We start from the raw sequence: 23,774 nt of genomic DNA, 5'->3' as shown, positions 1-23,774 counted from the left end.
TCTGCTCTTCGTCAGAGACAGAATTCAACGCAATACCAATCTTTCATCTTAACCCTGTAAGCTAAGATATTCTCATGTATCGCGTCGGGATGAGTGCATTATAGGGAAAAAAAATTGGTACGCAAGCACTTTTCCAAACACATGCGTTTGACCGTCTCTTTTTTACTCAAATAAATTAACAAGAATGTTATATTTAAGTCCATCTATTTGATATACAACAATAAATATCAAATAGATTTATTTTCATTCTTTTTTGATTTTGATATCTATTATCTTAATAGGTTGCTTAGGTACGTTCTGATGCATTCCATCATTGGTTGTTGGTACTTTTACAATGCGGTCAACTACATCCATACCTTTAACCACTTTTCCAAAAACTGCATAACCAGCATTACCAGCAGAACGATTCAGAAAACTATTATCAGCAACATTAATAAAGAACTGACTGGTAGCTGAATCAGGGTTTGCGGTACGAGCCATCGCTAAGGTTCCGCGTGTGTTAGCAATTCCATTTCCAGCTTCGTTCTTGATTGGTGCTCGAGTACTCTTTTCCTGCATGTTTGCAGTAAGCCCACCACCCTGTACCATGAAGCCAGGAATTACGCGGTGGAATATCGTGTCTTTATAAAAGTTCGACTTTATATAGCTTTTAAAATTCTTCACGCTGTTTGGAGCTTTTTCGTCATAAAGTTGTATTTCAATGTTGCCTAAATTTGTTTGCATTTCAACTAGAGTGTCAGCCCAGACTGAATGACTGCTTAAACCCAAGCAACATAGCATTAATAATTTTTTCATATCTTCCTACAGTAAAATGCAAAATCTAATAAAGGTTAAATTTAATCATCTATATAAAAGAATTCTAGTGAGTATTTATTATCTTTTATTTAAAGTCTTATATTTTAGATTTGAGTATGAGTCCACGTTCCACGTGAAACATGGACCAAACTTTTATTTAGCTATTTTTATCCCAGAATTTTCTAAAGTTTTTACTGAACTCGATGGTGTACCGTTTAGCCTTTTTAGAAATAGGCGTCAAATTTATAAATCCATGAGTTTGATCTGGGTATTCTTCATAATGCATTTTGACACCATTTTGGCGTAGCTTATAACTATAGATTTTTGCTTCATCATGTAATACGTCATGCCCAGCAGTAATCACAAAAGCTGGAGGATTCTTTTTCAAGTTACCATAGGTTGGAGAAATAATAGGGTCATCTAATTCTACGTTATGCTGGGTTGCATAATATTGAGTGACATTATCGATATCGCTATCTGTCAAAACTAATCCTTCGTTATAGGCATAGAAGGAAGGATGTCGGCTCTTAAAATCAACTGTAGGGTAAATGAGAAGTTGTGCCTGTGGAGCATAAGGTTTATTTACTGATCTTTGAGCCACAACCGTACTGATGTTTCCACCTGCACTATCACCAGCTACCGCAATTCGACCTTTTAATATCTTTAATTGTCTGCGATTTTGATATACCCATGCTAATGCATCTTCACATGACTGAATTAAGTGTTGAGGAGATACTTCAGGTGCAAGAGGGTAATCGATACTGAGTACTTGTACTTTTGCATATTTTGCCAATATACGACAAACCTCATCGTGAGTATCTAACCCACCAACGACAAACCCTCCTCCATGATAGAAAACAAGAAGAGGTAATTTTTTATTAGGCGCTGGATGGTAGTGTCTCGCAAAAACAGTTCCACTTTGGAGAGGTAAACGAATATCTTCTACTGACTCAATATCAGTTGATTTTTGACGTATAGCCTGCATTTGTGCATCAAATATTCTTCTTGACTCAATTGGATCTGAACCAATAAATCCCACTTTCCCCTGCTTAATTTGCACAGCCAGCAAACATTTAGTAAATGAGTCAAGATCTGGGTATTGATAAGAATATCCCAAAATTTTAGCAAGAGACTCTTGGGCTATTCGAGGCAATTTATCGAGTGCTCGAGCAGCGGGGCCCTGCCCCTTATCTAGCAGTGTTTGAATTTTTTGATTGAATGCTGTCATGCCTATCTCCATGAATTCCTATTATCCTTCATATTTTCTACAGAATTCTTCGTTGTTTGACTATATTCGCATACAACTCATGCAATCAAGATACAAAGGTAAAAACCAATCTACGCTAATCTGATTTATAGCAAATGTCATTAACAAATCTGTCGATTAAAACAGGACTTTTTTGCCAATTATTGTTAACAGACAAAAAGAGGTACGATTATGTCAGCAAAACTAGTTGTTACTATGTTAGCAGCCAGTCTTTTAACTGTAGGCTGTGTTGCTTATCCAGATGACCCTTATTATCGTGGCGGCGGGTATGGTTATCATGGTGATCAGCGCTATGACCGTAATGATGGACGTCACTATAACGATTGGGAACGGAAACGTTGGGAAGAGCGTCAACGAGTATACGAACAACAACGAAGGGACGTTCGTGAACAAGACCGGAACCGTCATGAGTGGGATAAAAGACGCCATGAAGATGATAAAAAGCACCGCGAATGGGATAAAAAACGGGTAGAGAATCGTGATGGGCGAGATTACCACCATGATGACTAAATTCAATAAAGTGTAAAAAAGCCCCAAAAGACTTATCTTTTGGGGCTTTTTTGAGGAATGTAAATTCTCTCTAATTTACAGAAAAATGAGTAGCAGCTCATTTCATATATGTATTGGCATCTTGAACATATATCTTCTATAAACTCATATCTCTTATTTTTAGCAGCAAATTACTGAGCCGTTGCAGAACCTGAAACTGAACCAGAAGCACCAGCATCAACTTGACCTGGTTGTGCTTGGCCAGAAACGCCAGCATCAACACCTACACCTGCATGTACACCAGATGGGCTAGCACTTGTTTGAGCAGAACCTGATGCGTTTAAACCAGCTTCAGACGCACAGCCAACTGCTGTAAATGCAACACCAGCAAGTACTACAGAGATAAGACCTAATTTTTTCATGATTGCTTTCCTTTCATTACGACAAACGTTTAAATGCAAAGTTCATCTTCGCGATGCCTATAATTCACAATTTTTTTTTCTGGCGTGCGTATCATTGGTTGTCTTTTGTAGTAATAGAAGTACGAATTGTGCAATTTTTTATTAAATTCAATTTCTTAAACTGACCGTTATATGTGATAAATTAAACTATAGATAAACGTTTGTTTATTTTTATCAATTTTTTATTTTTACAGTATTTGGCAATCGTATTCAAAATTTTTCCATTTATAGAAACGCTATATAAGGTGCGTAGATTGTTACAGAGCTTTTTTAACTAAAAAATTGATTTCTTCATAAAAGAACCGCGAAATGATCGCGGTTCTTTTGAAACTAGATATGGCCTAAATACTAAATTACGGCCATTGCATCTCGCCTTTTACAACTTTTGCACCTAGCTCTAGGCTATCCACACTTTTAAGAGCTGGATATTGCTTTTGCATAAGTTTACTAAGCTCAGCCGAATTTTTACTTGCTTTAGCCGCTTTTTCATAACTATTTAAATAGTTAATTGAGAAATTAACAGCATCTAGACCTTGTGGAGCCCCCTCCACCATATGAGCAGGTACAACAATTTTAGGTTGAAGGGCTTTGATACTTTCTAGAGATTGAATGACTTCAGCACGATCTTTAGTTTTAGGTGTATCTGCCATCCATAGATGAATGCCTGAAGATACTGGAATTCCACCCACTACAGCTTTTGCAGAAGGTACCCATAAATAAGTAAGCTCTTTTTTACCTTTAATCTCGATTGATTCATTCTCAAGTTTTAAAGTTTTGGCAGTATAAGCTTGAGGCACAAAAATTTGGCTAGGCGCATTTGCACCCATTTGTGGTCCCCAATATTTCACTTTAAGGGCTTGGGTATCTTGAATATGTTTAACAGTTTCTGGAGTTGCGATGATTTGTACATTTGGAAAGTAGTGTTTAAACACATCTAAACCAAAGTAATAGTCAGGATCACCATAACTTACGAAAATTGTCTTTAAGGTTTTACCGCTATCGATAATGTCGGCAGCGATACGTAATGATTCAGATTTTGAGAATTGCGCATTTACTAATAGAACTTCTTTATCACCTTCAATTAAAGTAGAAGTCACCCCAAAATGTTCTGGTTTAGCTAGAAAACTTTGGATTTTTAGATCTTGTGCAAAAGCTGAGGAAGCCATTGTCAAAGCTGTGGCAGTTGCTAGGGCTGAAGCAGTTAATTTAAAAAATTTCATTATGTATTCTCCAATTTCATAAGGAATACTTTAAATTGCAATTTATGTAAGGTAAATGCACTAAATTAAGATAAACTGTTGCATATATTGTAATAATGATAAGACATATGGACACATTAAAAGCCATACAGGTCTTTGTTTCTATTGCTCAACATGGCAATTTAACCAAAGCTGCTGAACATCTTAATTATTCCCGTGCCATGGTTTCTCGCTATCTTGAGCACCTAGAGCACACATTTTCAACTCGACTATTTCAGCGGAATACCCGGAAAATATCTCTCACTCCAGCCGGTGAAAAAGCCCTCCTCTATTGCGAAAATATTTTACAACAACAACAACTTTTACAAGAGCTGGCAGCACCCGAACAACATAACGGTACGATTCGTTTTACCTGTGGTTTATTTTTATTTCAACTAGGTGTTGGGGAATGTATTCGTCAATTTAAAAAGCAACATCCACATATTCAATTTGATGTATATCTTACTGAAAATACAATTGACCTGATTGATGCACAAGTCGATTTGGCTTTGCGTATAACGCAAAAAGTTGCAGATGGATTAATTGCGAGACCAGTCTGTCAGATCGAATCAATATTTTGTGCCCATCCAGACTATTTAAAACAGCACAGCCCCCTCTCCCATCCAAGACAACTTATTCAATATGAATGTTTAGCTCATCATAGCCAACATCAATACTGGACTCTTTTTGATAAAGAGCAACAACCGCAAAATTATCCTTTAAACGTTACCTTTAAAAGTAATGATGTAAATGCTGTTTATGATATGTGTCTACATGCTCAGGGTGTGGCCATGTTGCCTTCAGTATTAGTTAAAAAAGATTTAAAAGAAAAACGACTAGTTCCTTTATTTAAAAACTTTTCAGCTCCGGAGTTAAGTCTGTCAGTGGTATATGCATCGAGGCAACATTTACCCAAGATAACACAGGAATTTATTGCTTTTATGATCGAGAATTTAGATTTTTACTTAAAACCGCAAAATTAAAAGTTTTAAATTGCCGTGTACGCTTGAATTTTTAGGCAATGCCCATACTTCATCTCTATTAATGAATTACAGCATATGCATGGCAGTTCAGATTTTACACAGTAAATACTGATGCCCAAAGGACTGTACATGTTTAAAAACCCATTTAAACGGAGATCATCAATGGCTAATGAGCAAAATGAGCAAGCTCAAGACATTCAACACGAGCAAGCAGAGCAATCTAATGAGCAAACTCAGGCTGAAGGTGTAGAGCAAGCAAACGACGTTACCGTTGAATCTTTACAAGCGCAAATCACTAAATTAGAAGAAAGTCTTAAACTTGAAAAAGCACGTACAGCGAATGCTGTTTACGAAGCACAAAAAAGTGTAGAGCGTATTCAACGTGAGTCTGAAAAGCATAAGGAAACTGTGCTTGAAAAATTTGCAAAAGAATTACTAGATTCTGTAGACAATCTAGAGCGTGCAATCCAAGCGGCGGGTGATGAAGAGACACCAGTACTTGAAGGTATCAAATTAACCTTAAAGTCACTGTTAACTGCGCTTGAAAAATTTGGCGTTGTAGAAGCTGATACTAAAAATGGTTTCAATGCAGATTTACATCAAGCAGTTGGTATTGATCCAAATGCTAAAGCGAATGAAATCGGTACTGTTTTACAAAAAGGCTATACCTTAAATGGCCGCTTATTGCGCCCTGCTATGGTTATGGTTGGTCAATAAGTAAATTTTTGAGAGTTTTTAGATTTTTTTTAGCTAAAATGCTTGAAAAAAATAGATTCACTCTCATATCGGATAACAAGCAAAAACATTGCAAAAGAATTTTTGAGGAAAACGTCACATGGCAAAAATTATTGGTATTGACTTAGGTACTACCAACTCATGCGTTGCTGTACTTGAAGGCGATAAAGTAAAAGTAATCGAAAACGCTGAAGGCACACGTACAACTCCATCGATCATTGCTTATAAAGATGGCGAGATCTTAGTGGGTCAAAGTGCTAAGCGTCAGGCAGTAACTAACCCGAAAAATACATTATTCGCTATTAAGCGTTTAATTGGGCGTCGTTATGAAGATCAAGCGGTACAAAAAGACATCGGTCTTGTACCTTACAAAATCATCAAAGCTGACAATGGCGATGCTTGGGTTGAAGTAAACGATAAAAAATTAGCGCCTCAACAGATCTCTGCTGAAATCTTGAAAAAGATGAAGAAAACTGCAGAAGACTATTTAGGTGAAACAGTTACAGAAGCAGTTATTACTGTTCCTGCTTACTTTAACGATGCTCAACGTCAAGCAACTAAAGATGCGGGTAAAATCGCTGGCTTAGACGTTAAACGTATCATTAACGAACCAACTGCTGCTGCACTTGCGTTCGGTATGGACAAAAAAGAAGGCGATCGTAAAATTGCGGTTTACGACTTAGGTGGTGGTACTTTTGACGTATCAATCATTGAAATCGCAGACCTTGATGGCGACCAGCAAATCGAAGTGTTATCAACAAATGGTGATACTTTCCTTGGTGGTGAAGACTTTGATAACGCGTTAATTGAATTCTTGGTTGAAGAATTTAAGAAAGAACAAAGTGTGAACTTGAAAAATGATCCACTTGCGTTACAACGTTTGAAAGAAGCTGCTGAAAAAGCAAAAATTGAGCTTTCTTCATCTAATGCAACTGAAATTAACCTTCCATATATCACTGCTGATGCGACTGGTCCTAAACACTTAGTGATCAATGTAACACGTGCAAAACTTGAAGGTTTGGTTGCTGATTTAGTTGCTCGTACAATTGAGCCTTGCCGTATTGCGCTTAAAGATGCTGGTCTTTCGACTTCTGACATCTCTGACGTAATCTTGGTTGGTGGTCAATCTCGTATGCCGCTTGTACAACAAAAAGTACAAGAATTCTTTGGTAAAGAGCCACGTAAAGACGTGAACCCTGACGAAGCAGTAGCAATCGGTGCTGCGATTCAAGGTGCAGTATTGTCTGGTGACAAAACTGACGTTCTTTTATTAGACGTAACACCATTAACTTTAGGTATTGAAACAATGGGTGGTGTATTAACACCAATCATTGAGAAAAACACGACGATTCCTGCGAAGAAATCACAAGTGTTCTCTACTGCTGCTGACAACCAGCCTGCTGTAGACATTTCAGTTTACCAAGGTGAACGTAAGATGGCTCAACAAAACAAATTGTTGGGTAACTTCCAGTTAGGCGATATCCCACCTGCTCCACGCGGTGTGCCACAAATTGAAGTATCTTTCGACATCAATGCGGATGGTATCTTGAAAGTATCTGCTAAAGATAAGAGCACTGGTAAAGAGCAATCGATCCAGATTAAAGCAAACTCAGGTTTGTCTGATGCTGAAATCGAAGCAATGATTAAAGATGCTGAAGCGAATGCTGAAGAAGACCGTAAGTTTGAAGAACTTGCAAAAGCTCGTAACGAAGCTGATGCATTGATTTCTAGTTCAAACAAAGCTGTAAAAGATCTTGGTGACAAAGTTACTGAAGATGAAAAAACAGCTGTAAGTACTGCGGTTTCTGAACTTGAATTAGCAACAAAAGAAAATGATGTTGAAGATATCAAAGCTAAAACTGAAGCTTTACAAAACATCTTAATGCCTATCACTCAACGTGCTTATGAACAAGCACAACAAGCTGGTGGTGCAGAAGGCTTTGATCCAAATGCATTCCAAGGTGGCGATGCAGGCCAACAAAAAGCTGATGATGGCGTTGTAGATGCAGAGTTTACTGAAGTTAAAGATGACAAAAAATAATTTGTTTCTTTAATAAAAAACCGCGCTTAGGCGCGGTTTTTTATTATTTACAAAAAATAACAATAGATTTTCAAGGATATTTTTTGATTGTTTAATGTCAAAAAGGTCAACTATAAAAACTAATCTATTAATTATAAAAAAGATTTTTTAAAATAAAATACATTGTTACTTATTACATTAATTCTTCCATTATTGCCAAGTCTAAAAACATCTTTTTAAATTTTCCTACCAAGATCACAAAGCCCACCTACTCTCTTGCATTTTTTATCATTTTGACGAAAGTGATTAAGTAACTAACAATAAGATTTATTTATATTTTTTATTTTGCCATGAAAAAATTTCTATGGTGGGGACTGAGCTTGTGTTTATGTATAGGCTTTCAAACGACGATCTTTGCCCAAAGTAATCTAGCAATTGGTTCATCTCATCGACCTTTAAAGTATCGAATTGCTTTTATTGATCCACGGTTTCAATTAACTCAAGAAAAATTGATTGAGGTTAGTCAACAAGCTGCTGAAATCTGGCACCAAGAGACGGGTAAAACCTATTTCATTTATGATTCAGAAGCACAGTTATCAATTAACTTAATTTATGATGATCATCAAATCATTAAAAGTGAGCAACAAGAAAATTTGAATGCACTTTTGCAAAAGCAGGAACAATGGCGTATTAAAAATGAAGAAATTGTTCTAAACAAACGAGAAATTGATCAGCTATCATCTGATTTAAACAAAAAAAAGGCTAGTCTAAAAGCTGATTTTGAACAATATCAACGAGACGTAACACGCTTTAACCAAGGCGAACATCAATACTATCATGCCGATGAATTAAAAGAGCGGCAAAATCAACTACAGCAGAGCTCTGGAAATCTGCAAAATGAATCAAATAATTTAAATATTAAAATTCAATTACTTAATTTAAAAATTAATGAGTTAAATCAAGAGCAAAACAATTTAAAGACTTTAATAACACAATTTAAGCTAGAACAAAAAGCTCATATTCACCCCTTTCATAAGGGGTTATTCAGTCAAAACCAAATCCAAATTTACGGTTATACTTCTTTAAATGAATTACGTTTGACCCTTGCTCATGAGTTTGGCCATGCTTTAGGACTAAAACACACGACTGATCCAAAATCTTTAATGTACCCCCGTTTAAAAGAGCAAGATATTCATAATTTCAAATTAACAGATTCAGATTTAGAGTTATTAGGCTCAATTTATAGTTCAATTAAGGAAAATCATTAAAGTTAAATAATTAAAAAAACTAAACTAAACTAAATATATTGAATTTTTTCTAAAAAATAATTTGGCATTTGGTAAAAAATAATGAGACTAAAGTCTCATTTATTTATCGTAATTGTACATTTTTTGATTGATTTTTCACTTTATATTCTTATAATACGTTTTTTTTAAAATCTCCCCAGTCAATTATGCGTTTAACATCTTTGTTACTAGGCGTAGCCTTTGCTTTTTCTAATTTTCAGGCTAATGCTCATCTTGCTACTGCAGCTCATACTCAAGTTCAGCAAAAAGCCGGTCAGCATCTGACTTATAAAATTGCTGAAGTTGACCCCCGTTTTGGTTTAAGCCAAGATCAATTGATTCAGATTAGCCAACAAGCTGCGGATATTTGGAAACAAGGCACTGGGCAGGATTATTTTACTTATGATCCAAATGCAAAGTTAGAAATTCGTCTAGTTTACGATAATGGCCAAAGTCGTTCAGAACAGCGTCAAAAAATTGCAGCTCAATTTCAGCAAGAACAGCAACGTGTAATTGATGAACAGCAACAAATTAAACAATTGAAGCAAACATTAGGTCAGACTCAATCTGACCTTGAAAATAAAAAGCAGATTTTGAATGGCAAATTGAAAAATCTTGACGAGCAAATGATGCAGCTTAACAAAGGCAAATTAGCACCTGAATACAGTGCTAAATCTTTGGCTAAAACCCAGAAAGATTTGCAAAAACAAACTGTTGCTTTAAAGAAAGAAATTGCTGTATATAATCAGCAAGCTAAAGATTTGAATACCAAAGTTACTCACTTTAATGAGATTAATAATAAGTTCAATGATTCATTGAACCAATTTAAGCAAAATGCTCAAGCTGATGTCTTTAAAAAAGGTATCTACAATGGCAAACAAATTGTGATTTATGAGTTTAAGTCTATTGATGATTTGCGTTTAACAATTGCTCATGAGCTAGGACATGCGCTTGGTTTAAAACACAGTGATCAACCAAATTCATTAATGTACTCAGTTCGTAAAGATGGTGACACAAAAATCACTGGTCTTACCGATGCCGATCGCAATCTATTAAGTGCTTTACCTCAATAATTAAGAATTTGATATAAAATGATGTATCTATTTCTAGGTAGATACATCGAAATTCATATCAAAGTCATGTTATTGTGGTTATAAGAGCTAACTAAAATAGGATGGAGATGAAGATGAGTTACTATCATATCCTGATTGAAGTAAATGATCACATCAGCACAATTGAACAAACACGTGATATTGAACTGTTTGATATTATTGAAATAAAACCGTATCTTCATTCTATTCTAATCCCCTTTTTTAATGAGCATGAAATCGAACTTGAAGATGAAAATATTGAATATAAAGATATTCTACATCTTGAAGTGAAACAGACTCTGCTACCGATTGAACATTTAATTGAAGAAGAACAAAAGCAATTACCAAGTGATACAGATGTTACGATCACTGCGTATGAAATCTTTAATGATCGAGATTTAAGCCAAGATGTCACTTCAGTTATTTTTGATATTTTGGAAGCGGTTAAATTAGATTAGCAATCTTATACAAGTACTCATAAAAAAGGTCTGCATATGCAGACCTTTTTTTATTATCTTGATTTTATTGCATCATTTTTTTGGCTTGTTCTTGACGAAATGCTCGTAAGATTTGTTGCCCAGCTCGTCCTGTTGGATTTAAACCTAAACGAGTTTGCTCCTGACGAATAGCTACACGGGTTTTATCACCAATAAGACCATCAACTGTACCAATATCGTAGCCGCGATTAATCAAAAATTGTTGGATTTCACGACGCTCTGCACGCGAAGTTCCTGGATCATCAGTTGGCCAAGATGTTACAAAAGGACGAGCGCCTTTTAAACGATCAGATAAATGGGCAATTGCAAGACCATAACTTTCCGCAGCGTTATAACTATAGATAGCATCAAAATTCTTAAATACTAAAAATACTGGACCATTTACACCTGCTGGTGCCATTAAACCTGCCGGAGTACTACTAGATAAAGCCCCTTGAACAAGTGGAGAGCCGTCAATTCGGGTTACTCCTCGCGCACTCCAGCTACTTAAAGCTTTCTTTGAGCGTCGCCCTTCTCCATCAATTGACATACCTTGGGGAACTTTTACTTCAAAACCCCATGGCATTCCTGCTTGCCAGCCTGCTTTATTTAAGAAATTAGCCGTTGAAGCCAGTGCATCAGCTGTACTAGACACCAAGTCTCGACGACCATCTCCATCAAAATCAACAGCTAAACGTTCATAGGTCGATGGCATAAATTGGGTATGTCCAAATGCACCAGCCCATGAACCTTTCAGTTGATCTTCGGTTAAGTCACCGCGCTGTAAAATACGCATGGTGGCAAAAAATTCAGTACGGAAATAACTTTGTCGGCGACCTTCACAACTTAAGGTTCCGAGTGATTGTAATAAAGGATATTTTCCAGAAATATCACCAAAATTACTTTCAACACCCCACACCGCCACAATTGTTTCTGGTGGCACACCGTAGGTTTGAGAAGCACGATTTAAAACATCGCGATATTGGGCTAGTTTTTGTTTTCCAAGCTCAACACGCTCTTCATCTACTAAGCCAGAAAGATAATCCCAAATTGGTGTCGAAAATTCTGGTTGATAGTTTAATTTATCAATAACCGAGTAATCTGGAGTTAAGTTTTGAGTATAACGGTCATAGGTTGTTCCCGACACTCCAGCAGCAATTGCTTGAGAACGTAAATTTGCCAAACAACTTTGGAAATTATTATTAGGCGTATAAGTATTACTGTTCGTTACAGGAACAGTCGCATTACTAGATATTGTAGAAGTAGAACCATTAATTACCAGCTCTGCTTGAGCCTGAGTCATTGCCAAAAATACAGAGCCAACAATACAAGAAAAACGTCGCATATTATTCCAGTTTCAATTTTTGAATTTAAATTTTTAAGTACCATACCATTATGAGTCTAAAATTTCAGAGAGAAAACGTAAATTTGAATTCATAATCTCTTCTTTAAATTCATTTCCAATGTTTTAAATTCAAATTTCCCACTTTGTTTTTGAATTTAAAACTTCTCCGTTGTACATCACCTATTTTGAATTCAAAACAATAGCGCATAGTTTAAATTCAAAAACCTTATTTTAAATTTAAACCATAAAGTAGGTATTTTTGTGGATAAAGTTATCCACAATCCAGCAAAACAGTACTATTTCTTGATTCCATTCTCTATTTCATCATTATTTATGACATAGAAAAGTCAATCATCTCAACAATCCCTATTTTTTAAATTCAAAAAATCACCCTGTGTTTTAAATTCAAACTAGCTACGTTATTTTGAATTTAAAACATTTCACCAAACATCATTGGTTTTGAATTTAAAATATACAGACTCTATTATCAATTATAAATCAAACGCTCTTGTGGATAACTAACTTTAAATTCAAAACAATGTAAAAAACTTGTTTTCAATTTTTAAATTTAAAAACTCAGTCAATATTTAAATTCAAAAATTCCTATGAGAAGTTATCCACAAACGTAAAACTCTTATGATTTATTATTTTTTAAATTTAAAAGATAAAAAAAGCGATCCGAAGATCGCTTTTTAGAGAATTAGAAATACTTTAGAGGGTCATATCTGTTGTTAAAGCGAGGGGTTCTGGCAAAATTTCCGCCAATTGACGGCATAACGTCGTCAATTCATTACTATCCACAGGCATTAAAGTGATATGGCCTAATTTACGACCAGCACGTTCAGACTTGTTATAAAGATGTAGATGAGCACCATTTAAAGCAAGTACATCTGCTGTTTTAGGATGCTGACCAATAATATTGATCATAACCGTTGGGCGAACAACTTCTGTTGAGCCTAATGGTAGACCTGCAACAGCTCGAATATGGTTTTCAAACTGAGAACAGACGGCGCCTTCAATTGACCAGTGACCTGAGTTGTGTACACGTGGTGCCATCTCATTTGCACATAAACCTTGTTCTGTCACAAACAGTTCTAGAGTTAATACACCTACATAGTTGAGGTGATTCAGCAACCGTGTAATGTAATCTTGAGCGACAGGCTGTAAAGCTTCACTATTCGGCGCTGGAACAATTGAATGCGATAAAATACCGTTATGGTGGTGATTTTCAGCCAATGGCCAAGTTTTTACTTCACCATTTTGGCCACGTACTGCAATAATTGAAACTTCGCGAGAGAATTTAACAAAGCTTTCGGCAACTAGACTTTTTGCAGGGCCCAATTCAGCCCAAGCAGTATCAATCTGGTCTTCTGAACGAAGTACAAACTGACCTTTACCGTCATATCCACCTGTTGCAGTCTTAAGCACAATGGGTAAACCAAGCTCAGCAACAGCATTCTTCAAGCTTTCTAAGCTGTCTACCGCACGATACGGCGCAACAGGAATAGTAAGCTCATCAAACAATGCTTTTTCTGACAACCGATTTTGCGCAGTTGCTAAAGCAACACGGGGAGGGTGCAATGCTTTGGTTTGTGTCAAAACATCAACATCTTCAACTGGTGTATTTTCAAACTCAAGACTGAAAACATCAGCACTTTCAATAAACTGCTTTAAACCTTGCTCATCTTGGCTAGAAAAGACTTGGCCTAAAACACCTGCTGGGCAATCTGTATTTGCTTCAAAAAAAGTACATTGAATATTTAATGGTAATGCTGCCTGAGCCATCATTCGGCCCAATTGCCCACCACCAAAAATACCGATAGTTTTATCCATCTCAGCCTCTTACACCTGACCCGGAATATTTTTGCTTGCAACCTTATCGGTTTGCGCAGCACGGAAATCAGCAACATTTTTTGCAATTTCAGGGCGAGTTAAACCTAAGATTTGTGCCGCCATAATTGCAGCATTCGTCGCACCAGCTGGACCAATCGCTAAAGTACCCACTGCAATACCAGCCGGCATTTGTACGATTGAAAGCAAAGAGTCTACGCCATTTAAAATTGATGATTTAACTGGCACACCCAAAACAGGTAAATCAGTTTTTGCGGCACACATTCCAGGTAAATGCGCTGCACCGCCAGCACCAGCAATAATCACTTGAATACCGCGATCACGCGCAGTTTCTGCATATTCAAATAAACGATCTGGAGTACGATGAGCAGAAACCACTTCCGCTTCAAATGGGACGCCAAGCTGTTTAAGCATATTGGCTGTGTTTTCGAGAGTTGCCCAATCAGATTGAGAACCCATAATAATTCCAACGAGAGGTTGAGCGTCTTGTGCTGCGGCCGCATTCATTGCTAATGTTCCAGAGACAAAAGTAAAAGAAGATAAATCTCGACGAGAGCCAAGTTTTAAATGGTTCGGAAGCCCATTATTATAGACTGATTTTTCATCTCACGAAAATTTAACTGACCAGCTCTGCGAATATTTTTAATCTCATCAAAAAATGTCATGGTTTAACAATGGCACATTCTCAAATTTTATTTATATGGTGCCTTGAATCAAATCAATAAGAGCTTAATGATGATTAGCCCTACGGCGCTTTGAGTACAACCACAGCAGACAGTAATTATCCTTTTGACTGTGAAAGCGCAACGCCAAGAAATCAGCAATTTTCTAAAATTCTAAAAAAGCAGTTGCGTCTAATAACTATGGCTTGTTATTAAATTAATTCACAAGCCATTACAGCTTACTGGCTTCTAAATACGAAATAGACACAGCCAAATAAACATACCATCGCCCACAAATAATCCAGTTTAAATGGTTGTTTAAATAAGAAAAGCATGAACGGTACAAACACAATCAGTGTAACCACTTCCTGTGTAATTTTCATTTCACCGAGTAGCCAGCCTTGTGCACTCAGCATACGAGTTGCTGGAATCATAAAACTATATTCAAGCAGCGCAATAATCCAACCGAATAAAATCGCTTGCCAAAGTGGGGCATGGTGCAAAAACTTAAGATGCCCATACCATGCAAGAGTCATAAAGCAGTTAGAAATAATTAAGAAAGCAAAAGCTAAAACCGTTGGATTCAAAGGCACATCCTTCATCATCACGATGATTTAAGTATTAATATGGATCAAAACATTATAAAAGATAAAACTGTAATTCAGCTTAAATCGAAAAAATAAAGATGTGCTTTTGTCAGGGCCTCAAACACATAGAACAACAACGATTTTTGACTATCTTTTCGAGTTTAGCCTTGCTATCGTTGCTGGCAAATTTATCAATAATACACACACAGTCATTCATATGAATATTGTGTACAAAAGCAGTGGAGAAGGTGAGCAATGCATCTGCATATCTTGGGTATTTGTGGCACTTTTATGGGCTCTTTAGCACTTTTAGCTCGTGATTTAGGACACAAGGTAACAGGTTCCGATTTAAACGTTTACCCACCGATGTCTACCCAGTTAGAGAACGCAGGTATTACCCTCATGCAAGGCTATGACCGTAGTCATTTGCAGCCTCATCCAGATTTAGTGATTGTCGGAAATGCCATGAAACGTGGCATTGATGCCGTGGAATATATGCTTAACGAAGGTTTACCCTATATTTCTGGTCCACAGTTCCTTGCTGATCATGTTTTACAAGGTAAACATGTACTTGGTGTAGCAGGTACTCATGGTAAAACCACAACTACAACCATGTTGGCTTGGGTGCTTGATCAGGCTGGTTTAAATCCGGGCTTTTTAATTGGTGGTGTTCCACTTGGTTTTAGTGAAAGTGCTCGTTTAGGCGGTGGTAAATACTTCTGCGTTGAAGCTGATGAATATGACTCTGCTTTCTTTGATAAACGTTCTAAGTTTGTTCATTACCATCCCAAAACGGCGATTTTAAACAACCTTGAATTCGACCACGCTGATATTTTTGATGACCTTGCTGCGATTCAAAAGCAGTTCCATCACCTTGTTCGTACTATTCCAAGCGAAGGTCGCATTATTGCACCAATTACTGAAACTCATATTGATGAAGTGCTTGAAATGGGCTGCTGGACACCAGTGATTCGTACCAGTCTAGAAGCGAATGAAAAAGCTGCTTTATCTGCTGAATTAATCTCAATCGATGGCAGCCATTTTAAAGTACTCGAAAATGGCAAAGTAGTCGGTGAAGTTAAATGGACCATGACAGGGCAACATAGCGTAGCTAATGCTTTAGCAACGATTGCAGCCGCTCAACATGTAGGTGTTGCGCTTGAACAAGCTTGTGAAGCTTTGTCGAACTTTGGTGGCGTAAAACGTCGTATGGAGCTACTCGGTACAGTCAACGGCATTGAGGTTTATGATGACTTCGCTCACCATCCAACTGCAATTGACACCACTTTAGACGGCGCACGTAAACGCTTAGGCGAACGCCGCTTATGGGCCATTATTGAACCACGCTCAAATACGATGCGTATGGGCAGTCATAAAGATGGCTTGGCACATTCAGCACGCTTAGCAGACGATGTAATCTGGTATCAGCCAGAAGGCCTAGATTGGGACTTACAACCTGTGATTGAAGCTGCTTCTAACCACGCTCAAGTCAGTCGTTCACTTGATGAAATTATTGAACGTATTGTCAGTGAAGCGGGCGAGGGCGATGCCGTTGTGATTATGTCTAATGGCGGTTTTGGTGGTTTACATCAAAAATTAATGAATGCCTTAAAAGCTAAAGCTGCCTAAATTTTGCGTTAAAGATTCAACAAAAAAAGGGTTTCAATTGAAACCCTTTTTTTTAATTAAACAGTTCTAAACCTTTTCTGGCTCTATGTTTGCCATAAATTTATTAGAAACTATTAAACGTAAACTATAGATAATGCCCATCGCAAACACGCTATATCCCACGTTATTACAAATAAACGGAATACATAAAATAATGAGGGCAGTAATTGGGTAAAACCACTTGGTCATTCCTGATAAACATTGGAACTCATAAAGTACCCAAATGCATGTGGTATAGAGCACCACACTCACCGCAACGACTACTCCCATATATAAATCGGAAATATGGGCATGATGGGTTGTGACATCCACAGCGGCAGCAAGCGCTGCACCCACAGCAGCAATACTGACAAAAACAAAATAATGGCCGTATCCCCATACAAATGGGCGTACACCTTTCACATGATGATGCTGTTCACTACGGTCAAAATAAGCCCACCACATGGCAAACATCAGAATCAAACCACCGATCATTAAGAAAACGGCAGGGATATTCATAGATTGAGCGGCTAAGGCATCACGTATTGCATTAAAGCTACCGACGATTGATTCACCCAAAACAATAATCGTAAGCAGCGCATAACGCTCTACAATATGATGAGGATGCCATGGCGTTGGTATATGTTTTTCTGCATAGATAGGAATACATAATTCCATCACAACCAGAAATAAAAATAAAGGAACTGAAAGTATGTGTGCAAAATTAGCAACGAGCCAACCCACCTGAACCAGTACAATGCCTATTGCATAGCGGTAAGCGGTAATTCGCCGCTCAGGGTCATGTTTTGCTGCACGTAACCACTGGGTAACAAGTGCCATGCGCATGATCACATAACCAATGATGATTATGTCAAAATCCTGACTACGAAATACATCAGGAATACCTGCGGCCATCACCAATGAACCCACAATCTGTACAAAGGTCAAACAACGATATAAAGCATCATCATTGTCATAGGCCGAAGCAAACCACGAAAAATTCATCCATGCCCACCATAGCGCAAAAAATACCATCAGGTAGCTTGGTAACGCATGCCATAGGTGATTTTCAATAATCGCGTGGTGTAATTGCTGACCAGCTGTTGCAATCGCCACCACAAAAATTAAATCAAACAATAATTCTAAAGGTGTTGCTGCTCTATGCGGCTGCTTTGGATCTCTTGGAGATAAAGGCCTTAAACTTAATTTTTTCTGTTTTTCTTGAGTAGTCATAAAATAACGTTCTCGATAAAGTGCCTACACGTTAACACTTTAATATCAACGCTCAGATCACGCATTAAAAATTATCTTAGCCTGCTGTTCAATCTTTACTCACAAACAAGCTATATTTCATTTTTGTGACAATTCTCTATCAAGGCATTCCACTTAATTCATTATCATAGCTCACGTTTTTGTTCTTGTTTGGAATATGAATGTCTTTAGAAACACTCAACCTTAGCTTATTCCATGTTATTAATGGTGCTCAGGATGCGAGTCAATTTATCATTCGTCTTGCTATCTTTTTTGCTAATGATCTCCTGTATATCCTTTTATTCATCCTTACATTTTTATGGTTCTATGGCGACCAAGATTTAAAGAATAGGGTCATTAAATCTATCTTTTTAACCTGCGTGTCACTTTTAGTAGGTTATGTTATTTCTCTGTTTTACCATCACCCACGGCCGTTTGTGATGGGTGTGGGAACAACTTTTATCGAACATGCGCCCACTGCGTCTTTTCCAAGTAATCATATGCTGATTTTCAGTACCATCGCTCTGTCTTATCTATTTGCTCAGCGTAAACTGATTGGAATAATTCTTCTCTCACTATCATTTGTAGTAGCTTGGTCACGTATTTATTTAGGTGTGCATTTCCCTTTAGATATGTTGGGTGCTTTTATCGTAGCGCTATTGGTAAATACAGCTGGTTATTACTTCTGGAATGCTTATGGCACACACTTCACCGGATTCTTTATTCATCTTTACCAAATAATATGCAAACCGCTTTTAGATCGGGGCTTTATTAAATAGCGCATTGTGGTTTTGAGTACTAAAAACCACGACATTAAGTTCAGTTGCGTAATCCTAAAAAATCTGCCATTCTATGTGGAAATTGGATATGTTTTATCCAAAACAGAATTTAGTTTGACAAGGGGAGTAGCCTCCTCCAAACATAACAGCAATGTTATGTGTCAGATATCGTCAATACACTTTTATTAAAAAGTCGGTATCTGAGCATCATGAGATTCATGATGTAGGCAAGACCTTGATCATGTTGATACAGATGTTTAATTCATCTGGCAACTGGTCGAGGTTTTTTTATGCCCAATTGCCGGATATAGAGAGGATTTATGGAATCGATCGGCAATTTATGGCTGTATATAGCATTCTTTGGCATTGTCATTGTCATGCTTCTAGTAGACTTTTTAGGCTTTAAGCAAAAGCAAGGCCAAGATGTTTCTATCAAGCAAGCTGCTTACTGGAGTGTTGCTTGGGTAAGCGTTGCAATGTTATTTGGCGGTGGTTTATGGCTGTATCTACAGCAAACTGCTGGTGTGACCCTAGCAAATCAAAAAACTATGGAATACTTCGCAGGTTACTTACTTGAAAAGTCTCTCGCGATTGACAACGTTTTTGTCTGGTTAATGATTTTCGCAGCATTTGCTATTCCGGCTGCACTACAACGTAAAATTTTGCTCTACGGCGTATTAGGCGCAATCGTACTGCGTACTCTTTTTATCTTTATTGGCGCATGGTTCGTTCAAGAGTTTTCTTGGGTGCTTTATATCTTTGGTGCGTTCTTGGTATATACAGGCTTTAAATTCTTAAAGGGCCAAGAAGAAGAAACCAATATTGAAGACATCAAAGCTCTAAAATGGTTACGTAAGCACATGCGTATTACACCACAGCTTAAAGGGGACAAGTTCTTTGTCCGCCAGAACGGTTTATTGTGGGCAACACCGTTATTTTTAGTATTGATTTTGGTTGAAGCTTCAGACGTTATTTTCGCAGTAGACTCTATTCCTGCTATTTTCGCGGTAACCAGTGACCCGTTTATTGTTTTAACAGCGAACTTAATGGCAATTTTAGGTTTACGCGCAATGTTCTTCTTGCTTGCTGGCGCTGCAAGTAAATTACATTACTTACCATACGGCTTAGGCATCATCTTATTGTTCATTGGTGCAAAAATGTTGTTGCTTGATGTGTTCCACATGCCAATCTGGATCTCGTTAAGCTTTATCGTATTGGTATTAGCAATTACTGCTTTTCTTTCTTTACGACACAATAAAAAACAGTTGCAGTCTTAATTCATCCTATCAAGGGATCTACATAAAAAAGCACTTTAAAAGTGCTTTTTTATTGTGCCATATTCACTGAACATCTGTGCTTTTTAAGTGCATTGTTAACAACTAACTTCACTTTCAAACCAATATTAGAACAATAATTCAAAAATGTAGTCTTTTAATCTTATGTATTTTAAATATTTTATTCTTGTTTCTTCTATTAAAAATCTATATTGGCAAGCTCTTTGCATCAACTAAAAAGAAAAAAGCCCAAATTTTAAGGGCTCGTGAGAGCCCTAATTTTTTTAAGGAGTGATGCCATGAATGCTATTCCAACTTTAACGCCGCTTGCCATGCCTTGTAACAGCAGTTTTGATGCAAAAGATTGGGAAATTTTATCGAGTCACTGGTATCCGGTTGCCCGTATTCAAGATGTGTCTACAGCACCGCAAAGAGTCACCTTATTAGATGTCAACATGGCACTCTATAAGACTGAAAGTGGGGAAATCCATCTTGTTCGAGACATTTGCCCGCATCGTGGTGTTCCCTTAACGAAAGGCTGGATTGAGGGTGAGGAACTTGTTTGTCCTTACCATGGTTTACGCTACAACACAGAAGGGAAATGTACCCACATACCAGCTCAACCTGAGTTAACTAAAATTTCAGATCGTTTTTCTCTGGCTAAATTTCCGGTGGTGCAACGTTATGGGCTAATTTGGACAAGTATTCATGGTCGTGATGTTGCTCAAGCCAATATTCCTGTATTAGATACTTGGGACCATCTAGAACATCAGGCAATTTTGCCTCCTTTTGTTGATATTGCCGGTTCCAGCGGGCGTCAACTTGAAGGTTTTATCGATGTCGCACATTTTGCCTGGGTACATCACAATGCCTTTGCTGACCGTGATAATCCAGTCGTACCTAAATATCAAACTGAACGTACCCAATACGGCTTAAAAACGGTCTATATCAGTAATGTCAGTAACTATCCTCATGAGTTAAAACATCTCGAACCAGAAGGCTTTTTATGGAAACGCACCTTTGATGTTTATCCGCCGTTTTCAGCCACACTTACTGTGGATTTTCCAGAAGGAGGCATTTTAAAAATACTGAATGCCTGTTGCCCTATATCAAGTAATAAAACCCGTTTATTTGTTCCGTTAACACGAAACTTTGATCAAACAGGAGATTTAGAAGCAGTATATGCGTTTAATGCACAAATTTTTGCCGAAGACCAAGACATCATCGAATCACAAAAACCAGAGGAACTGCCTCTAGATTTAATAATGGAAGCGCATTTTGAAGCAGACCGTTCATCAACGACTTATCGACGGATTTTGGCTGAATGGGGACTAAGTAAACGTTATACCGTTTAAATATTGGCTAAGTGGGGTACAATCAATCGAAAAAAGTGAAAATATAAAGGCTTTCCATGGCATTGATCGCAAATACCACCGTTGTGCGTGGTCGTTTTTTAGATATCCAACAAACCGTCTCAGAACCAACTGATATTTCAAATCAAGTGCGTTATCTAGAAGATGGTGTATTGATTAGTGAACATGGAAAAATCAAATGGTTTGGTGCATGGGAAGAAGCTAATGAGCATCTTCCTGCTGGAGTTGAAATCCAACATTACCCAGAACAGTTGATTGTACCCGGCTTTATTGATACCCATATTCACTTTCCGCAAACCGAAATGGTTGGAGCATACGGCGAACAACTTTTAAGCTGGCTCAATACTTATACGTTCCCAACTGAAATCCAGTTTCAGGACAAAGCATATGCAAATGAGATTGCTCAGTTCTTTGTTCAAGAACTCTTAAAACACGGTACGACTACAGCACTAGTTTTCTGTACGGTTCATCCTGAGTCTGTGGATGCCTTGTTTGAAGCCGCAGAGCACGTTCAAATGCGTTTAATTGCGGGTAAGGTACTTATGGACCGCAATGCCCCTGAAGCGCTGTGTGACACGCCAGAAACGGCGTATAGCGACACCAAAGCACTCATTGAAAAATGGCATGGTAAGGGCCGTGCACTTTATGCGATTACGCCACGTTTTGCTCCAACCTCTACACCCGAGCAATTAGAAAGAGCAGGGCAGTTAAAACAAGAATTTCCAGATGTTTATGTACATACCCATTTAAGTGAAAATAAAGATGAAATTGCTTGGGTGAAATCTTTATTTCCGGAACAAGCAGGCTACTTAGATGTTTATCAACATTATGGACTCACCGGTAAACGTTCTGTATTTGCTCATTGTGTTCACTTAGAAGATGAAGAATGGCAATGTATGCATGATACGCAATCGGCTATCGCATTTTGTCCAACTTCAAACTTGTTCTTGGGCAGTGGTTTATTTCCATTGAAAAAAACATGGGAAAAACAAGTAAAGGTAGGCTTGGGTACAGATATCGGTGCAGGTACATCGTTTAGCTTACTACAAACCGTTAATGAGGCTTATAAGGTCCAGCAATTACAAGGTGATAAACTTTCTGCTTTTGAAGCGCTCTACCATGCAACATTAGGTGGAGCAAAAGCACTTGATCTACAGGATCAATTAGGGAACTTCAACCTTGGTAAAGAAGCGGACTTTGTTGTATTGAATCTGAAGCCAACAGCATTACAGCAACTGCGTCAGTCTAAATCTAAGTCTGTTGAAGATTCGCTGTTTGCATTATTTACTTTAGGTGATGACCGTAATATTGAGGCGACTTATATTTATGGAAAACGTGCTTATCAAAAAGAAACAGCCCAATAAAAATCAGGCTGTTAAGTTTTTGTTATTATTTGGAATATGTGCTCTTGCATTAAAGCGTGATCGACATATTACTCAAAATGATAAAATTTCTGGTTCACCAAAGGGTGCATGAAAAGTCATTTTGCTTTAAAATTTTACCATTAACTCAGATTTTAGAGGTGTTGCAGGTCAACACCTTTTTTATTTTTTCTTTTATATCTTGTAGGAATCTGACATGACTGTTGCAATGAGCATCATGATTTCAACCGAAGAAATTCAAGCAAAAGTCAAAGAGCTCGGCGAGCAAATTAACGCTCACTATGCAAATAGTGACAAAGAGTTGGTCCTGATCGGGCTACTGCGTGGTTCTGTTATTTTCATGGCAGACTTGTGCCGTACGATTACTAAACCGCATGAACTCGACTTTATGACAGTATCTAGCTACGCTGGCGGTACGACTTCAAGTCGAGATGTTAAAATCTTAAAAGATCTTGATGGTGAAATTCGCGGTAAAGATGTGTTAGTTGTTGAAGATATTATCGACTCAGGTAATACCTTAAGCAAAGTTATGGAAATGTTGCAAACTCGCGAACCGAATTCGATTCAATTGTGTACTTTAGTGAGTAAACCATCTCGCCGTGAAATTGATCTCGAAGTTAAATTTTTAGGTTTTGAAGTTGAAGATAAGTTTATTGTAGGTTATGGCTTAGACTATGACCAAAAATATCGTCACTTGCCATTTATTGGCGAAATTGGTTTATAAATTTCAAAAAAATAGCACCGCGAGGTGCTATTTTTTTATATAAAATATTAGCTTCGAA

General features: G+C 37.5%; 20 protein-coding genes and 2 pseudogenes. 13 read left to right on the top strand and 9 right to left on the bottom strand.

Annotated features, from left to right (window positions below; translation table 11 throughout):
• Positions 1–243: 243 nt before the first annotated feature.
• Together I5515_RS16735 and I5515_RS16730 are read right to left on the bottom strand one after the other, a co-directional pair.
• On the bottom strand, positions 244–795 hold the full coding sequence (locus tag I5515_RS16735; RefSeq protein ID WP_199968786.1) for a peptidylprolyl isomerase: 552 nt from the start codon (positions 793–795) through the stop codon (positions 244–246).
• Positions 796–952: 157 nt separating this feature from the next.
• Complete coding sequence (locus tag I5515_RS16730) at positions 953–2,023, bottom strand: alpha/beta hydrolase (protein ID WP_199968784.1); 1,071 nt, start codon at positions 2,021–2,023, stop codon at positions 953–955.
• A gap of 210 nt (positions 2,024–2,233) precedes the next feature.
• Here I5515_RS16730 and I5515_RS16725 point away from each other — a divergent pair, with 210 nt between their 5' ends.
• Positions 2,234–2,572 carry a hypothetical protein gene (locus tag I5515_RS16725; RefSeq protein WP_199968782.1) on the top strand — a complete coding sequence of 113 codons (339 nt, stop codon included), beginning with the start codon at positions 2,234–2,236 and terminating at the stop codon, positions 2,570–2,572.
• 170 nt (positions 2,573–2,742) lie between these two features.
• On the opposite strand, the gene I5515_RS16720 is transcribed toward I5515_RS16725, so the two are convergent.
• Both I5515_RS16720 and I5515_RS16715 read right to left on the bottom strand, forming a co-directional pair.
• Positions 2,743–2,973, bottom strand: coding sequence for a hypothetical protein (locus I5515_RS16720; protein WP_199968781.1), 231 nt, complete (start codon positions 2,971–2,973; stop codon positions 2,743–2,745).
• A 392-nt stretch (positions 2,974–3,365) separates the two neighbouring features.
• Positions 3,366–4,232 (bottom strand): MBL fold metallo-hydrolase, encoded by an 867-nt coding sequence (locus I5515_RS16715; protein ID WP_199968780.1) that lies wholly within the window; start codon positions 4,230–4,232, stop codon positions 3,366–3,368.
• 107 nt (positions 4,233–4,339) lie between these two features.
• On the opposite strand from I5515_RS16715, the gene I5515_RS16710 reads away from it, so the two are divergent.
• The 6 genes and pseudogenes from I5515_RS16710 (at position 4,340) to I5515_RS16685 (ending at position 10,823) form a co-directional block, all read left to right on the top strand.
• Positions 4,340–5,233: a LysR family transcriptional regulator gene (locus tag I5515_RS16710; RefSeq protein ID WP_227562753.1), complete on the top strand. Its 894-nt coding sequence runs from the start codon at positions 4,340–4,342 to the stop codon at positions 5,231–5,233.
• A 162-nt stretch (positions 5,234–5,395) separates the two neighbouring features.
• On the top strand, positions 5,396–5,950 hold the full coding sequence (grpE, locus tag I5515_RS16705) for a nucleotide exchange factor GrpE (protein ID WP_199968779.1): 555 nt from the start codon (positions 5,396–5,398) through the stop codon (positions 5,948–5,950).
• A gap of 118 nt (positions 5,951–6,068) precedes the next feature.
• On the top strand, positions 6,069–8,009 hold the full coding sequence (dnaK, locus tag I5515_RS16700) for a molecular chaperone DnaK (protein ID WP_003656004.1): 1,941 nt from the start codon (positions 6,069–6,071) through the stop codon (positions 8,007–8,009).
• A gap of 329 nt (positions 8,010–8,338) precedes the next feature.
• Entirely contained in the window at positions 8,339–9,256 is a 918-nt protein-coding gene (locus I5515_RS16695) for a matrixin family metalloprotease (RefSeq protein ID WP_199968778.1), read from the top strand.
• Between the two features lie 81 nt (positions 9,257–9,337).
• Positions 9,338–10,347: pseudogene (locus I5515_RS16690) on the top strand (M57 family metalloprotease).
• Between the two features lie 101 nt (positions 10,348–10,448).
• Positions 10,449–10,823 carry a hypothetical protein gene (locus I5515_RS16685; RefSeq protein ID WP_080645631.1) on the top strand — a complete coding sequence of 125 codons (375 nt, stop codon included), beginning with the start codon at positions 10,449–10,451 and terminating at the stop codon, positions 10,821–10,823.
• Positions 10,824–10,887: 64 nt separating this feature from the next.
• Here I5515_RS16685 and I5515_RS16680 read toward each other — a convergent pair whose 3' ends face one another.
• The 4 genes from I5515_RS16680 to I5515_RS16665 all read right to left on the bottom strand — a co-directional run bounded on the left by I5515_RS16680 (position 10,888) and on the right by I5515_RS16665 (position 15,301).
• Positions 10,888–12,186, bottom strand: a complete 1,299-nt coding sequence (locus I5515_RS16680) for a lytic murein transglycosylase (RefSeq protein ID WP_199968776.1) — start codon at positions 12,184–12,186, stop codon at positions 10,888–10,890.
• Between the two features lie 711 nt (positions 12,187–12,897).
• Positions 12,898–14,019: a 5-(carboxyamino)imidazole ribonucleotide synthase gene (locus I5515_RS16675; protein WP_199968774.1), complete on the bottom strand. Its 1,122-nt coding sequence runs from the start codon at positions 14,017–14,019 to the stop codon at positions 12,898–12,900.
• 9 nt (positions 14,020–14,028) lie between these two features.
• Positions 14,029–14,544 (bottom strand): 5-(carboxyamino)imidazole ribonucleotide mutase, encoded by a 516-nt coding sequence (purE, locus tag I5515_RS16670; protein WP_002115451.1) that lies wholly within the window; start codon positions 14,542–14,544, stop codon positions 14,029–14,031.
• Positions 14,545–14,938: 394 nt separating this feature from the next.
• Positions 14,939–15,301 (bottom strand): DMT family protein, encoded by a 363-nt coding sequence (locus I5515_RS16665; protein WP_199968772.1) that lies wholly within the window; start codon positions 15,299–15,301, stop codon positions 14,939–14,941.
• A gap of 240 nt (positions 15,302–15,541) precedes the next feature.
• Between I5515_RS16665 and mpl the strand changes: the two genes are divergently transcribed.
• Entirely contained in the window at positions 15,542–16,915 is a 1,374-nt protein-coding gene (gene mpl, locus I5515_RS16660; RefSeq protein WP_199968770.1) for a UDP-N-acetylmuramate:L-alanyl-gamma-D-glutamyl-meso-diaminopimelate ligase, read from the top strand.
• 66 nt (positions 16,916–16,981) lie between these two features.
• Here mpl and I5515_RS16655 read toward each other — a convergent pair.
• A pseudogene (locus I5515_RS16655) lies at positions 16,982–18,231 on the bottom strand (low temperature requirement protein A).
• Between the two features lie 135 nt (positions 18,232–18,366).
• On the opposite strand from I5515_RS16655, the gene I5515_RS16650 reads away from it, so the two are divergent.
• From I5515_RS16650 to hpt, 5 genes are all read left to right on the top strand, one after another.
• Positions 18,367–18,963 (top strand): undecaprenyl-diphosphatase, encoded by a 597-nt coding sequence (locus I5515_RS16650; protein WP_199968768.1) that lies wholly within the window; start codon positions 18,367–18,369, stop codon positions 18,961–18,963.
• 320 nt (positions 18,964–19,283) lie between these two features.
• On the top strand, positions 19,284–20,240 hold the full coding sequence (locus tag I5515_RS16645) for a TerC family protein (protein ID WP_199968767.1): 957 nt from the start codon (positions 19,284–19,286) through the stop codon (positions 20,238–20,240).
• Positions 20,241–20,536: 296 nt separating this feature from the next.
• Positions 20,537–21,592, top strand: a complete 1,056-nt coding sequence (locus I5515_RS16640; RefSeq protein ID WP_199968764.1) for an aromatic ring-hydroxylating oxygenase subunit alpha — start codon at positions 20,537–20,539, stop codon at positions 21,590–21,592.
• A gap of 56 nt (positions 21,593–21,648) precedes the next feature.
• Complete coding sequence (gene guaD, locus I5515_RS16635) at positions 21,649–22,974, top strand: guanine deaminase (protein WP_199968762.1); 1,326 nt, start codon at positions 21,649–21,651, stop codon at positions 22,972–22,974.
• Between the two features lie 214 nt (positions 22,975–23,188).
• Positions 23,189–23,716, top strand: coding sequence for a hypoxanthine phosphoribosyltransferase (gene hpt / locus I5515_RS16630; protein WP_199968760.1), 528 nt, complete (start codon positions 23,189–23,191; stop codon positions 23,714–23,716).
• Positions 23,717–23,774: the final 58 nt, after the last annotated feature.

Source organism: Acinetobacter calcoaceticus, assembly GCF_016508255.1.
In the GTDB taxonomy this organism is placed as follows: Bacteria; Pseudomonadota; Gammaproteobacteria; order Pseudomonadales; family Moraxellaceae; genus Acinetobacter; species Acinetobacter calcoaceticus_E.
This window is presented reverse-complemented; position numbering and strand designations above follow the sequence as displayed.

Bases quoted from the DNA above. Each gene is read 5' to 3' on its own strand.
- I5515_RS16735 (WP_199968786.1), bottom strand. From the start codon at position 795: ATGAAAAAATTATTAATGCTATGTTGCTTGGGTTTAAGCAGTCATTCA.
- I5515_RS16730 (WP_199968784.1), bottom strand. From the start codon at position 2,023: ATGACAGCATTCAATCAAAAAATTCAAACACTGCTAGATAAGGGGCAG.
- I5515_RS16725 (WP_199968782.1), top strand. From the start codon at position 2,234: ATGTCAGCAAAACTAGTTGTTACTATGTTAGCAGCCAGTCTTTTAACT.
- I5515_RS16720 (WP_199968781.1), bottom strand. From the start codon at position 2,973: ATGAAAAAATTAGGTCTTATCTCTGTAGTACTTGCTGGTGTTGCATTT.
- I5515_RS16715 (WP_199968780.1), bottom strand. From the start codon at position 4,232: ATGAAATTTTTTAAATTAACTGCTTCAGCCCTAGCAACTGCCACAGCT.
- I5515_RS16710 (WP_227562753.1), top strand. From the start codon at position 4,340: ATGGACACATTAAAAGCCATACAGGTCTTTGTTTCTATTGCTCAACAT.
- grpE (WP_199968779.1), top strand. From the start codon at position 5,396: ATGGCTAATGAGCAAAATGAGCAAGCTCAAGACATTCAACACGAGCAA.
- dnaK (WP_003656004.1), top strand. From the start codon at position 6,069: ATGGCAAAAATTATTGGTATTGACTTAGGTACTACCAACTCATGCGTT.
- I5515_RS16695 (WP_199968778.1), top strand. From the start codon at position 8,339: ATGAAAAAATTTCTATGGTGGGGACTGAGCTTGTGTTTATGTATAGGC.
- I5515_RS16685 (WP_080645631.1), top strand. From the start codon at position 10,449: ATGGAGATGAAGATGAGTTACTATCATATCCTGATTGAAGTAAATGAT.
- I5515_RS16680 (WP_199968776.1), bottom strand. From the start codon at position 12,186: ATGCGACGTTTTTCTTGTATTGTTGGCTCTGTATTTTTGGCAATGACT.
- I5515_RS16675 (WP_199968774.1), bottom strand. From the start codon at position 14,019: ATGGATAAAACTATCGGTATTTTTGGTGGTGGGCAATTGGGCCGAATG.
- purE (WP_002115451.1), bottom strand. From the start codon at position 14,544: ATGAATGCGGCCGCAGCACAAGACGCTCAACCTCTCGTTGGAATTATT.
- I5515_RS16665 (WP_199968772.1), bottom strand. From the start codon at position 15,301: ATGAAGGATGTGCCTTTGAATCCAACGGTTTTAGCTTTTGCTTTCTTA.
- mpl (WP_199968770.1), top strand. From the start codon at position 15,542: ATGCATCTGCATATCTTGGGTATTTGTGGCACTTTTATGGGCTCTTTA.
- I5515_RS16650 (WP_199968768.1), top strand. From the start codon at position 18,367: ATGTCTTTAGAAACACTCAACCTTAGCTTATTCCATGTTATTAATGGT.
- I5515_RS16645 (WP_199968767.1), top strand. From the start codon at position 19,284: ATGGAATCGATCGGCAATTTATGGCTGTATATAGCATTCTTTGGCATT.
- I5515_RS16640 (WP_199968764.1), top strand. From the start codon at position 20,537: ATGAATGCTATTCCAACTTTAACGCCGCTTGCCATGCCTTGTAACAGC.
- guaD (WP_199968762.1), top strand. From the start codon at position 21,649: ATGGCATTGATCGCAAATACCACCGTTGTGCGTGGTCGTTTTTTAGAT.
- hpt (WP_199968760.1), top strand. From the start codon at position 23,189: ATGACTGTTGCAATGAGCATCATGATTTCAACCGAAGAAATTCAAGCA.